Below are 11465 nucleotides of genomic sequence, written 5' to 3' on the forward strand. Positions count from 1 at the left end.
TTTTTTCGAATTCTGGAGATGACCTAACGAATAACATACGGAATCAGTCAAAAGTCTAATTTATTTCATAAATCGAAGCATTGTCTTTCCGAAAGCTAACAATATTTGCTAAAATTAAAAAGGTTAAAAATATACGTACAGTAAAGAGAGAAAAAATAAGAATTAGCAAGGGGAAAGATAACGATGCGTGTATTTTTAGAATTAGGTTGGTTTTTTAAAGAACGAAAAAAACACTATATTTTAGGGGTTATGCTATTAATGGTCGTAGCTTTTCTAGGTGTTTTGCCGCCGCGAATCATCGGATTTGTTGTTGACCGCATTAGCCAAGGAACATTGACACCTGAATATTTGCTTCAATGGTTAAGTATTTTGGCGGCCTCAGCTTTTGCAATGTATGTCCTACGATACACATGGAGGTTGCAAATATTTGGGTCTTCGATTTTGTTAGCTAGAAATCTACGTCAGCAACTATTTCGGCATTTCACGCAAATGTCTCCAGCTTTTTATCAAAAGCGTCGTGTAGGTGATTTGATGGCACATGCGACAAATGATTTGCAAGCCGTTCAGCAAACAGCCGGTGCTGGCGTTTTAACACTCGTCGATTCGATTGCGACAGGCGGATTTGTAATTGCAGCAATGGCCTTTACAATTGATTGGAAATTAACATTAATCGTCTTGTTGCCAATGCCGCTGATGGCTTATATGACCAATTATTATGGCAAATTAATGCACGAGCGTTTTCACGGAGCACAACAAGCGTTCTCAGGACTCAATGATAAAACGCAAGAAAGCATTTCAGGGATGAAAGTCATCAAAACTTTTGGTCAAGAGCAACAAGATATTGATGATTTTAAAAACTTATCAGAGCGGGTCGTACATGAAAACATTCGCGTTGCACGTGTCGATTCATTATTTGATCCTACCATCTCTGCTATTATCGGTGTTTGTTATTTTCTAACGATTGGCTTTGGTTCATATTTTGTGACGCAAGGCGATATGACAATTGGAGATTTGGTGGCATTTACAGCTTATCTTGGATTACTGGTGTGGCCGATGTTAGCGTTTGGCTGGTTATTTAATATTGTAGAGCGTGGCCGTGCTTCCTATGATCGCATCCGGCAGTTGCTTGCAGAACCAATTGACATTGATGATCGAGAAGATGCAATTGATGAAGACCCTTCGGGAGATGTCGTTTTTTCGTTAGAACAGTTTCAATTTACTGGTGATGACCGAGCGGCATTACGAAATATCCACTTTACAGTGAAAAGAGGCGAAACACTTGGAATTGTCGGCAAAACCGGGTCAGGAAAGTCCGCAATTTTAAGGTTGTTATTGCGTGAATTTGATGACTATAAAGGCTCTATTTTATTCGGTAAGTACTCAATAGATGCCTATAAAAAGCAACGTTTGAGAAGAGCTATTGGTTATGTTCCACAAGACCATTTCTTGTTTTCGACGAGCATTGCAGGAAACATTGCCTTTGCGCGACCAACTGCTACGATCGAAGAAGTCGAAAGTGCTGCTAAGTTAGCACACATACACGAAGATATTCAAAACTTTGCAGAAGGATATGGCACAGTAGTTGGCGAACGTGGCGTATCGTTATCTGGAGGGCAAAAACAACGGATTTCAATTGCCCGTGCACTCATGACAGAACCCGAATTATTGATTTTGGATGATTCTTTATCAGCAGTAGATGCCAAAACAGAAGAATCCATTTTAAAATCATTAAAAGCAACACGAGCGGATAAAACGACCATTATAACCTCCCACCGTTTGAGTGCCATACAACATGCACATCAAATAGTAGTAATGGAAAAAGGGACCGTTAAAGAGATTGGTTCGCATGATGAACTGATGGCGAAAAAAGGGGCTTACTATGAAATGTATGAGCTGCAACAATTAGAAGCGCTCGTCGAACAAGGAGGCGAGTCATAATGCTAGTTAAAGAAACTGAGAAAAAACACGAACTCACTGGACGAGATCAATGGATTATTTTTAAACGCTTGCTACAGTATTTGTTGCCTCATAAAAAAATGCTATTACTGGCAATGGGTCTATTGCTGCTTACAGTACTAGGTGATGTGCTTGGACCTTATTTGATCAAAGTATTTATCGATAATTATTTAACAGAAGGAAACTTTCCAAGAGGACCAGTAGTCGGTTTGGCATTAGGTTATTTGTTTATTCAAACATCCAACGTCATCATTAGTTATTTTCAACTGTTAAAATTTCAAGAAGCCGCGTTAAAAATTATCCAGCAGCTGCGGATTGATGTTTTTGCCAAAGTTCACGGACTTGGCATGCGTTATTTCGATAAAACACCGGCTGGGGGCATCGTATCGCGCGTAACCAATGATACCGAAGCGATCAAAGAAATGTTCGTGACGGTGCTAATTGGTTTTATCCAAAGTGCCTTTCTAATCGTTGGTGTATATATTGCGATGTTTTTACTAAATGTCCGTTTAGCTCTTCTTACATTAATCTTACTGCCAATACTCGCTTGGATTATTTATTTATACCGAAAATACAGCTCGGTATTTTACCAAGATTTGCGTGAGCGCTTGGGGCAATTAAATGCCAAATTATCCGAGTCTATACAAGGCATGGGAATGATTCAAGCGTTTGGTCAAGAAACTCGGTTGAAAGATGAATTTAATGAGATAAATGATGGGCATTGGCAAGCAGCTAAACGCAATATAAAAGTAGATGCATTATTACTCCGTCCGGCCGTTAACTTGGTTTATACAATGGCCATTATTTTATTGCTCAGCTATTTTGGCGTCTCATCATTTTCCAATACTATCGAAGTCGGTGTGATTTATGCGTTTGTTACTTATATTGATCGCTTTTTCGAACCCATCAATCAAGTAATGCAGCGGTTGTCGATTTTTCAACAAGCCATTGTTGCAGCTTCACGCGTGTTCTTATTGCTTGATGAAGAAGAAAAAATACCTACTCAACTAGAAACAACAGCAAAAATGAACGAAGGTAAAATTGAATTTCGAAATGTGAGTTTTTCTTACGATGACAAAACAGACGTCTTAAAAAATATTTCTTTTACAGCAATGCCCGGTCAAACAGTAGCATTAGTCGGTCACACAGGCAGTGGGAAAAGTTCGATTATCAATTTGCTTATGCGCTTTTATGAATTTAAAAAAGGTGAAATTTTGATTGACGGTGTCTCGATAAAAGATTATCAAACCGCCGAACTGCGAAACAAACTAGGATTGGTTTTACAAGATCCTTTCTTATTTTACGGAACCATCGCAAGCAACATTCGACTTTATGATCAGTCAATTACGGATTCGGCCGTGCGACAAGCAGCTGAATTTGTGCAAGCAGATCGTTTTATCGAAGAATTGCCAAACAAGTATCAACAAAAAGTGACAGAGCGTGGATCGACATTTTCTAGTGGTCAGCGGCAATTAGTCGCTTTTGCAAGAACGATTGCCACCGATCCGAAAGTATTAGTGCTCGATGAAGCAACAGCAAATATTGATACGGAAACCGAGATGGCCATTCAAGAAAGTCTTGAGCGTATGCGCCTTGGCCGTACGACGATTGCTATTGCTCACAGACTTAGTACCATTCAAGATGCAGAATTGATACTAGTATTGCGACAAGGGGAAATCGTCGAGCGAGGAACTCATCAACAATTGCTGCAACAACGCGGTCTGTATCATAAAATGTATTTATTGCAAAACGGAATCGTAGAGTAGGATACGCTTCTAAAACTGTAGTCAACTCAAATTGACTACAGTTTTTTTATGTGAAAAATCCTGCCAGACACTTCAAAAACCAGGCGAGACTGTCCAAAGCTTACAATGTAGTAAACTACAAAAGGATTTATACAAAAAATCAAAAGCGTAGCCAACCAAAAAAACACACTTGAGAAAATGGAAAAAGACCATAATTTGTCCACAAAGATTTCACAGGCGTAGAAGCAGTGTTACGGTAGAATATTTGTTAAGATGAGAAGAGCACAGGAAGGAGAATTACCAGTGACATCTGATATTAATTTATTTTTAGCTTTTGGCGCAGGCTTTTTGAGTTTTATTTCTCCATGCACATTGCCTTTGTATCCTGCATTTTTATCATATATAACAGGTATGACGATGGATGAGATTAAAAACGATAAAAAAGTGATGCAACGAAGAGGTATGTTTCACACCTTATTTTTCTTACTAGGATTTTCAACGATTTTCATCGCACTCGGGTTTAGTACCTCATTCTTTAACGAATGGTTTATCCGCTATGATGAATTGATCCGTCAAGTTGGCGCAATTTTTATAGTTTTATTTGGCTTAATGATTATCGGCGTATTTTCGCCGAAATTCCTCATGCAAGATCGTAAGTTTTCATTTAAAAATCGGCCATCAGGATTTCTTGGGACATTTGTAATAGGGCTTGCTTTTGCGGCTGGTTGGACACCGTGTACAGGGCCAATCACAGCAGCTATTTATGCACTTGCTGCGACTAATCCGGGATCTGGTATGTGGTATATGGTGGCTTATATTCTAGGCTTTGCTATTCCATTTTTCGTATTGTCATTCTTTGTGACACGTATGGGCTGGTTGCGTAAACACAATCAAACCATCATGAAGGTTGGCGGTTATGTTATGATTGCAATCGGGATCTTACTGTTTTTCGATGGTTTAACGTATTTGATCCGTGTCTTAAGCCCGTTCTTTGGGAATTTCCAAGGATTTTAAATTGATAATAAGTAGGTGAAAAAGATGGAAGCTATTTCGAAAATAGAAGAATATCAATCAAAAATAGGTGAAGAGAAATCTTTTTTGCTTTTTGTAAAAACGGATAATTGTTCAGTTTGTGAAGGGTTACGTCCGCAAGTAGAAGATTTTGAAGATGATTATAAGCTTCTTTTTTACTTGGTTAATGCGGCAAAGGTGCCAGAGTTGGCAGGGCAATTAATGCTGTTTACAGCACCCGTAGTAATTTTATATCTCCATGGTAAAGAAGTTCAGCGTTTTGCACGTTTTGTACCAATAGAAGAATTACGCCGAAGATTAAATGAGCTGGAGGAGAATTTGGATGCTTAATCAAATTCCAACAGAAGTTTATTTAATTGTTTCAACGCTTGGCGCATTTTTGATGGGATTGCTCGCAATGTTTGTTCGCTCCAAAGCAGCAAAAAAACCGGCGTCGGTTAAAAAGATTATTTTGCCCCCATTTTTCATGTCTACGGGGGCATTAATGTTTATCTTTCCTTTTTTTCGAGTTGCGCCTCTGCAGATTTTAGAAGCACTAGGAGTAGGTATTCTTTTCTCCACAGTGCTGATTTGGACGTCTAAATTTGAAGTGCGTGATGGCGATATTTATTTGAAACAATCGAAAGCATTTGTCTTTATTTTATTTGGCTTATTGCTAGTTCGTGTAATAGCTAAAGTTGTTTTAAGTTCAAGTATCGATATTGGTGAATTGGGTGGCATGTTCTGGATTTTAGCATTTGGCATGCTATGGCCGTGGCGAATTTCGATGCTTTGGCAATATAAAAAACTCGAATCAAAGAATAAAAGCGCTGTTCCCATTTAAGGGAGCAGCGCTTTTTTATTGTTCAAAATACTGTTCGTATGGGCTCACATCGATTTTCATCTCTGCTAGTTTTTTTCGTAAAAACTTATGATCCCGTTTAGGTGTCGCTAAAATATAACCGCGAATAATGTGTTCGAGCTTCATCTTTTTAGCTTTTTCTTCTAGCAAAACTTGTCCGATTCTACCAGCAATTTTTTGTTTCGCTACTGGTCGGAATAAATCGGGAACAGGTTGAACCAGTTCGTTCAACATTGCTTTTTCGTCATCGCCCCATAAATGTATGGTTTTATCCACGTAATATTCTTCCCAGTTCAAATCCGAAAGGCCGTCCTTTTTTGGCATGGACTTAAGGAACTTTCTGAACATAAAATATCCGCCAATGGCAAAAAGCCCTACTAATACGACTACCCAAAATAGGATAAACACTAAAAACCAGCCATTCAGTTCCATCTTGTTTCACCTCGTTTTTTCCATTACTTCTATTATAGAAGGGATTGAAAAGAAATTCATTAAAAATGTATCTCTTTTTTCTAACTGTGTCTATATAGCGAATGAAAGGAGGTGAGAAACATGGCCTTTAGTGATTTTAAGAACGCTAGCATTCGCTGCACGTACGACAATGGATTAGATGCCAACGGCAAAGTAAAGAGAAAGTTTAAATCGTATCACAACGTCAAAGAAGCTGCAGCTGCAGACGGAATTTTCGAAACAGCAGCAGTTTTGACAAACTTTGGAACAAAAACCTTAATGGATGTTGAAAAACAATCCGCGATCACAATTTATCAATAATTAGCATGAAGGGGGAATAGGGGATGGCTAAAACATTAGAGTTGATCTTTACAACTACTGCAGGAAAAGATGTGACCTTAACAGTAGATGAACCACGAGCTGATGTTACAGATGCGGAATTGCTTGCGGGTATGCAAGCGATTATTACGCACAACGTGTTTGAAGTAGAAGGTTCACCACTCGGGACTGTTAAAGGCGCGCGAATCGTCGAACGAAATATTGTGGAGTACGAAGTATAAGCAAAAAGCTCTCCTAATTCGGGAGAGCTTTTTTTAATCGCTTTATGCTTGTCGAATCTAAACGACAGCTTCAGCTTTTCTAGATAGGAGGTGAGGGTTATGGCTGAGTGGATGCAATGGGTACAGGAACTCGGATTTCCTATATTTGTGTCATTTTACTTGATGCATCGAGTGGAAACGAAACTGGTCGCCATTCATGAAGCACTGCTTACATTGAAATTGTCCTGACTTCACAAATTCGTGACAATGGCGATCTTCCATGTATTGTACTGATTCTACACTTTCGCTATGATTAAAGAGATGAAAGAGTGGAGGCAAGATTATGCGATTTTATTCTTTATCTGCATTACTAAGCTTAGTGCTGTTGTTGTCAGCATGTGGCAGTGCGACTATAGACGATTTTTCGTATACTGACCAACGGGGAGAGCCAGTATCTTTAGAAGATTTAAAAGGAACACCATGGCTGGCAACTTTTGTCTTTACCAATTGCAATACGGTGTGCCCGCCAATGACATTTAACTTAAGTGACATTCAAGAAGAATTGGAAGCTGATGGATTGAGTGATTATAAGATCGTAGCGTTTAGTGTGGATCCAGTTGTAGATACACCTGAAACCTTACAAAATTATTTAGCTCAATATTCGGTGCCTGATGAATCGAAATGGCATTTACTGACGGGGTACACACAAGATGAAATTGCGGAATTCGCTAAAGATAACTTTAAATCGTTTGTTCGCAATGATCCTGAAAGTGACCAAGTCATACACGGAACGAATTTTTATTTAGTTGACCAAGAAGGCGTGGTTGTAAATAATTATGATGGTTATGACAGTGTGCCGGTTGAGGATATTAAAAACGATTTACGTGGGTTAATCGAAGAGCATTAAAAAAAACCGGTCATTGACCGGTTTTTTCTTTGCTCAAAAGATCTCTAATTTCGACAAGGAGTTCCTGAGTTTTGTCCAGAACTTCCGGCTCTTCTGCTGCAGGTACGTCTTTTTTGCGTTTTAAATTAGTGAAAATACGGATAACCATGAAAATAGAAAATGCAATGATAAAGAAGTCGATGATAGCTTGTATAAATAATCCGTATTGCAGTACGACGTCATTAAATGTATAGCTCCAGTTTTCAACACTTACTCCGCCGACTAACATTCCGACTATTGGCATGATGATGTCCTCTACTAAAGATGTAACCACTTTCCCGAATGCTGCACCAATGATTACTGCTATAGCTAAGTCAAGGACGTTACCTTTCAACGCAAACTTCTTAAAATCTTCCCACATCTCATTCACCTCCTTTAATCTATTGTTTATGATAACAAAAAAATTCTGAAAATACACGGGTGAGATAATGGCTGAAGAATCTTTCTGTGCCGCTTTTAAAAGGTAATATGAAAGAGGTTGTGCTACACTAAAACAAATGAAAACATAGGTGTGAAAAAATGAAAAAGAAAAAATTACCAATTAGGTGGAAGCGTAAAGTGGGATGCCTAATTCTTTTTGTGCCTGCAGTGATTGTAATAGCGACGATTACTATCTTAATATCTTCGATAGTTAATTCTGATTCGGTATTTAAAACAATCAAAGACGCGCCTAATCGAATAATTGAATTAAATGTACCAGAAGAAAACATTCCATTATACAAAGAAGCAGCTGATGTCTACAGTATTCCTTGGACGCTATTGGCTGCACATCACCGAGTTGAAACAAGATTTTCCACAATGGACCCCTTGTTGTCGCCAGTAGGTGCAGAAGGACATCTTCAATTTATGCCTTGTACGTTTGTTGGGTGGAGTCATCCGAGTTGCTCAGGGCAAGGACAGGGAGATATAAGTGAAGAAGATAAAGTAAACATTGATGTGATTGCCTATTATGGCGGTTACGGCGTAGATGGTAATGGCGATGGCATAGCAGATCCGTATAATTTAACCGATTCTCTTTACAGCGCAGCAAATTATTTATCACAAAATGGAGCTGCTGAAGGTGAGTTAGAACGCGCCATTTTTCAGTATAATCATAGTGAAGAATATGTAGCGGACGTTCTACATTATTATCACCTATACGAAGAGGAATATAATTAACGAAAAAAAGAGTGGACTGATGTCCACTCTTTTTGCGTGAATTTTTATGTTCTTTTTCTCATAGATCCCATGATCAAGCTAAGAACGAATACAAAGATCAAAGCACCGATTAATGCTGGGATAATTGCTACGTCCCAAATAACTGGACCTAAGTTTCCTAAGATTAATCCACCTAACCAAGCACCTACGATACCTGCAATAATGTTACCGATAATGCCGCCTGGAATATCTTTACCTAAAATCATTCCTGCGATCCAACCGATGATACCACCCATAATTAGATATAAAATAAAACCCATTTTTTCCAGCTCCTTTTAAGGTAATGTATAATTGCTACACTTTAGATATAACCTCATTCAGGACATTTGAAACATAAAATAAAAAATTTTTATAAAACTTGTGCGCCTAAGGTTGCGGTGAAGTGGCGCAGTGCCCATTCATGGCCAATTTGATCAAAGCTGGCGACCCCATCTTTATGGACCACAATGCTAAATCCTTTATTGTAAGCATCGACCGCTGTATGCAGCACACAAATATCGGTACAGACCCCAACTATGTGAATCTCTTCTATACCGCGTTCACGCAGTACCAATTCTAAAGGAGTACCTGCAAATACACTGTAACGTGTTTTATCCATCCAAATAATGTCGTTCTGATGGGCTTCATAAATATCTGAAAGTCGTCCGTATAGCGCTCGGCCAGTCGTTCCTCTTATATTGTGGGGCGGGAAAAGCTTCGTTTCAGGATGATAGGGGTCGTCTTTTTCATGTAAATCAACTGGCATGATTACTAGACTTTCCTCATTTAAAAATTCCTCAGTCAACTGACAAATTTTTTCCTCGATAACTTGACCAGGTTTTCCACAAGTTAATGCTCCGTCATCTGCTACAAAATCCACCGTATAATCCACAACGAGTAACGCTTTTTTCATTCCATTCACTCCCATATCTTTTTCTTGATTATAAACTTTAACCGATTAATATGAAAATAAACAATGCTTGCTAATAGTTTTTCTTTTCAGTATAATCAGACTAATGAAGAGAGAAGGGGTGGTCCTGATGCAATATGAAAATGTAGAGAAACTTAATCGACAAGGAATGATTTTTGTTGTATTCCATACATTGCTCATTTTTAATTTTGCTTTGGATTTCGGGTTTTTCTTATGACCGGAAATATAAAACAGCCTATCCCAAATACATTGGGGTAGGCTATTTTCATGTTTATTCTCTTTTTAACCGAACTAATGAATCTTTTAAAATTCTGGAAGCAGAATCCAATGAAACCCCTAGAGTTTCTTGGATTTCTTCCAGATTTTTATGTTCAACTGAATATAGATAATGGACATATGCAAAGCGGATGTCACCTGAACGCATCGGCATGCCGACGAATGAAGAAAGGGCTTCTGTGTAGTCCGATAACGACCCCATTTGAAACATCGTGTATTCGTTTTTTACTTTAGATGACAAGAGGTAAGGTGTGCCGCGGAACACTGCGCGCTCAATGGCATCGAGCATGACCGGAATCTCTTTATCAGTGAACTCCATACGGCATTGGTAGCCGTCTTTTTTATCAACTGCTAAAACGAGCTTGCCATTACGATCGTCAAAATTATCTACATCAATGGCTACCATATCACGAAGGCGAAGTCCGCGTAAGTATAGAATATAAAGGATTTTTGCGTTTAAAGACAACCGATCAGCTTCAAGCACTGCATCCTTCTTTTTTAACAAATCTTCGTAATTTAAGTGGATATCAGCCGGTGTCAAATCGAGCTTTTTACTAAATTTGAATTTCGGCATAAAATCGTTCGGGATGCGACCAATTTGCCACATATAGTCAAACCATCTTCTAATATAAATTAGTTTCCGGTTTAATGTACTGTCTTTAATGCCCGCCATATGCTGATCCATTAAAAACTGTTGAATGTCGGAAGGACGGATATCATGTGGTTCAACAGGTCTTTTATACGTATGTCTAAGAAAAGCGAAGAGCGAGCGGATCAATTGGACTTCATGAACAACAGTGTTTGGGCTAATGCCATTGTCCAGTCTAAATTTCTCGTAACCATAAGGCATTATGCGTCACCTCTTCTTAATGGATTTCCTTAAATTATACCATTAAATCAGGTAAATAGAACGTATTTTCCCTTGTCAATAGGCAGTGAGGAGAGTTTTTTCGTCGTTTTGACGCGAAAGAAAATCCTATTAGTCGAATGTATTTAATTGTTGGAGATTAGGGTATGTTATAAGGGTAGGCAATTAGACGAAATGAAGGTGGATTAAAAGATGTTTAACGAAGAAAATGCAAAAATTAGAAACCAAGTTCTTCAAGCAGTAGAAGGAATGACAGATGAAACATTAAACTTGAAACCTTCAGAAACTGAATGGTCACCAATACAAATTTTAGATCATCTTCAATTAATGGAAAAAATCGTTGCAAAGGGGGTTTCTCAAGAGTTACAAAAAGAAGAAAGTAAAAAAGCGATCAAAAAGCCAATTGCATTAACGGTAAGTCGATCGTTTAAAGTAGAAGCGCCGAGTCATGTTACACCGACAACTGAATTTGTCACGCTCGAAGAAATGAAAGCGCGTCTAAATGCCTCGCATAATTTGCTGTACGAAGTATACGCACAAGCGAGCCGTGAACAATTAGAAAAAAAATCAATGAACCATCCGGTGTTTGGAAAAGTACCGCTCGTTCAATGGTTTCCGTTTGTTGGCTTACATGAAAAGCGTCATTTTAAGCAATTACAAGAGACCTTAAGAAAAATGGATGAATTGAACAAATAGTCATTCGAA

General features: G+C 38.5%; 16 protein-coding genes. 11 read left to right on the forward strand and 5 right to left on the reverse strand.

Going from position 1 to position 11465, the window contains the following annotated elements; genetic code table 11:
- The first annotated feature begins 183 nt into the window (after positions 1-183).
- The 5 genes from GPDM_RS06260 (at position 184) to GPDM_RS06280 (ending at position 5556) form a co-directional block, all read left to right on the forward strand.
- Positions 184-1938, forward strand: coding sequence for an ABC transporter ATP-binding protein (locus GPDM_RS06260; protein ID WP_008430024.1), 1755 nt, complete (start codon positions 184-186; stop codon positions 1936-1938).
- Complete coding sequence (locus tag GPDM_RS06265; RefSeq protein ID WP_008430025.1) at positions 1938-3722, forward strand: ABC transporter ATP-binding protein; 1785 nt, start codon at positions 1938-1940, stop codon at positions 3720-3722. The genes GPDM_RS06260 and GPDM_RS06265 overlap by 1 nt, the downstream gene beginning before the upstream one ends.
- A gap of 282 nt (positions 3723-4004) precedes the next feature.
- Complete coding sequence (locus tag GPDM_RS06270; RefSeq protein ID WP_008430026.1) at positions 4005-4715, forward strand: cytochrome c biogenesis CcdA family protein; 711 nt, start codon at positions 4005-4007, stop codon at positions 4713-4715.
- Positions 4716-4739: 24 nt separating this feature from the next.
- A complete protein-coding gene (locus GPDM_RS06275) occupies positions 4740-5063 on the forward strand; it encodes a thioredoxin family protein (protein ID WP_008430027.1) in 324 nt (107 codons plus the stop codon).
- The gene (locus GPDM_RS06280) at positions 5056-5556 is read left to right on the forward strand and encodes a CcdC family protein (protein ID WP_008430028.1); all 501 of its coding nucleotides are present in this window, start codon (positions 5056-5058) and stop codon (positions 5554-5556) included. Before GPDM_RS06275 ends, GPDM_RS06280 begins: the two co-directional genes overlap by 8 nt.
- 15 nt (positions 5557-5571) lie before the next feature.
- Here the strand turns inward: GPDM_RS06280 and GPDM_RS06285 are convergent, their stop codons facing one another.
- Entirely contained in the window at positions 5572-6006 is a 435-nt protein-coding gene (locus tag GPDM_RS06285; RefSeq protein ID WP_008430029.1) for a DUF2621 family protein, read from the reverse strand.
- A gap of 120 nt (positions 6007-6126) precedes the next feature.
- Here GPDM_RS06285 and GPDM_RS06290 point away from each other — a divergent pair, with 120 nt between their 5' ends.
- From GPDM_RS06290 to GPDM_RS06300, 4 genes are all read left to right on the forward strand, one after another.
- On the forward strand, positions 6127-6345 hold the full coding sequence (locus GPDM_RS06290; protein ID WP_008430030.1) for a DUF1659 domain-containing protein: 219 nt from the start codon (positions 6127-6129) through the stop codon (positions 6343-6345).
- A gap of 23 nt (positions 6346-6368) precedes the next feature.
- Positions 6369-6584, forward strand: coding sequence for a DUF2922 domain-containing protein (locus GPDM_RS06295; RefSeq protein WP_008430031.1), 216 nt, complete (start codon positions 6369-6371; stop codon positions 6582-6584).
- Between the two features lie 99 nt (positions 6585-6683).
- On the forward strand, positions 6684-6812 hold the full coding sequence (locus tag GPDM_RS16455) for a YvrJ family protein (RefSeq protein WP_008430032.1): 129 nt from the start codon (positions 6684-6686) through the stop codon (positions 6810-6812).
- Positions 6813-6906: 94 nt separating this feature from the next.
- The gene (locus GPDM_RS06300; RefSeq protein ID WP_008430033.1) at positions 6907-7470 is read left to right on the forward strand and encodes an SCO family protein; all 564 of its coding nucleotides are present in this window, start codon (positions 6907-6909) and stop codon (positions 7468-7470) included.
- A 10-nt stretch (positions 7471-7480) separates the two neighbouring features.
- Here GPDM_RS06300 and mscL read toward each other — a convergent pair whose 3' ends face one another.
- Positions 7481-7870, reverse strand: a complete 390-nt coding sequence (gene mscL / locus GPDM_RS06305; RefSeq protein ID WP_008430034.1) for a large conductance mechanosensitive channel protein MscL — start codon at positions 7868-7870, stop codon at positions 7481-7483.
- A gap of 158 nt (positions 7871-8028) precedes the next feature.
- Here mscL and GPDM_RS06310 point away from each other — a divergent pair, with 158 nt between their 5' ends.
- Positions 8029-8667, forward strand: a complete 639-nt coding sequence (locus GPDM_RS06310) for a lytic transglycosylase domain-containing protein (protein ID WP_039862993.1) — start codon at positions 8029-8031, stop codon at positions 8665-8667.
- Positions 8668-8711: 44 nt separating this feature from the next.
- On the opposite strand, the gene GPDM_RS06315 is transcribed toward GPDM_RS06310, so the two are convergent.
- The 3 genes from GPDM_RS06315 to GPDM_RS06325 form a co-directional block, all read right to left on the reverse strand.
- Positions 8712-8966, reverse strand: coding sequence for a GlsB/YeaQ/YmgE family stress response membrane protein (locus tag GPDM_RS06315; RefSeq protein ID WP_008430036.1), 255 nt, complete (start codon positions 8964-8966; stop codon positions 8712-8714).
- 89 nt (positions 8967-9055) lie between these two features.
- Positions 9056-9598, reverse strand: a complete 543-nt coding sequence (locus GPDM_RS06320; RefSeq protein ID WP_008430037.1) for a cysteine hydrolase family protein — start codon at positions 9596-9598, stop codon at positions 9056-9058.
- 289 nt (positions 9599-9887) lie between these two features.
- Positions 9888-10742, reverse strand: a complete 855-nt coding sequence (locus GPDM_RS06325) for a site-specific integrase (protein ID WP_008430039.1) — start codon at positions 10740-10742, stop codon at positions 9888-9890.
- A 210-nt stretch (positions 10743-10952) separates the two neighbouring features.
- Between GPDM_RS06325 and GPDM_RS06330 the strand changes: the two genes are divergently transcribed.
- A complete protein-coding gene (locus GPDM_RS06330) occupies positions 10953-11456 on the forward strand; it encodes a DinB family protein (protein ID WP_008430040.1) in 504 nt (167 codons plus the stop codon).
- The last annotated feature ends 9 nt before the right edge of the window (positions 11457-11465 follow it).

This window comes from Planococcus donghaensis MPA1U2, assembly GCF_000189395.1.
Classification (GTDB): domain Bacteria; phylum Bacillota; class Bacilli; order Bacillales_A; family Planococcaceae; genus Planococcus; species Planococcus donghaensis_B.

Bases quoted from the DNA above. Each gene is read 5' to 3' on its own strand.
- GPDM_RS06320 (WP_008430037.1), bottom strand. From the start codon at position 9,598: ATGAAAAAAGCGTTACTCGTTGTGGATTATACGGTGGATTTTGTAGCA.
- GPDM_RS06325 (WP_008430039.1), bottom strand. From the start codon at position 10,742: ATGCCTTATGGTTACGAGAAATTTAGACTGGACAATGGCATTAGCCCA.
- GPDM_RS06295 (WP_008430031.1), top strand. From the start codon at position 6,369: ATGGCTAAAACATTAGAGTTGATCTTTACAACTACTGCAGGAAAAGAT.
- GPDM_RS16455 (WP_008430032.1), top strand. From the start codon at position 6,684: ATGGCTGAGTGGATGCAATGGGTACAGGAACTCGGATTTCCTATATTT.
- GPDM_RS06315 (WP_008430036.1), bottom strand. From the start codon at position 8,966: ATGGGTTTTATTTTATATCTAATTATGGGTGGTATCATCGGTTGGATC.
- GPDM_RS06310 (WP_039862993.1), top strand. From the start codon at position 8,029: ATGAAAAAGAAAAAATTACCAATTAGGTGGAAGCGTAAAGTGGGATGC.
- GPDM_RS06290 (WP_008430030.1), top strand. From the start codon at position 6,127: ATGGCCTTTAGTGATTTTAAGAACGCTAGCATTCGCTGCACGTACGAC.
- GPDM_RS06265 (WP_008430025.1), top strand. From the start codon at position 1,938: ATGCTAGTTAAAGAAACTGAGAAAAAACACGAACTCACTGGACGAGAT.
- GPDM_RS06275 (WP_008430027.1), top strand. From the start codon at position 4,740: ATGGAAGCTATTTCGAAAATAGAAGAATATCAATCAAAAATAGGTGAA.
- GPDM_RS06300 (WP_008430033.1), top strand. From the start codon at position 6,907: ATGCGATTTTATTCTTTATCTGCATTACTAAGCTTAGTGCTGTTGTTG.
- GPDM_RS06330 (WP_008430040.1), top strand. From the start codon at position 10,953: ATGTTTAACGAAGAAAATGCAAAAATTAGAAACCAAGTTCTTCAAGCA.
- GPDM_RS06260 (WP_008430024.1), top strand. From the start codon at position 184: ATGCGTGTATTTTTAGAATTAGGTTGGTTTTTTAAAGAACGAAAAAAA.
- GPDM_RS06280 (WP_008430028.1), top strand. From the start codon at position 5,056: ATGCTTAATCAAATTCCAACAGAAGTTTATTTAATTGTTTCAACGCTT.
- GPDM_RS06285 (WP_008430029.1), bottom strand. From the start codon at position 6,006: ATGGAACTGAATGGCTGGTTTTTAGTGTTTATCCTATTTTGGGTAGTC.
- mscL (WP_008430034.1), bottom strand. From the start codon at position 7,870: ATGTGGGAAGATTTTAAGAAGTTTGCGTTGAAAGGTAACGTCCTTGAC.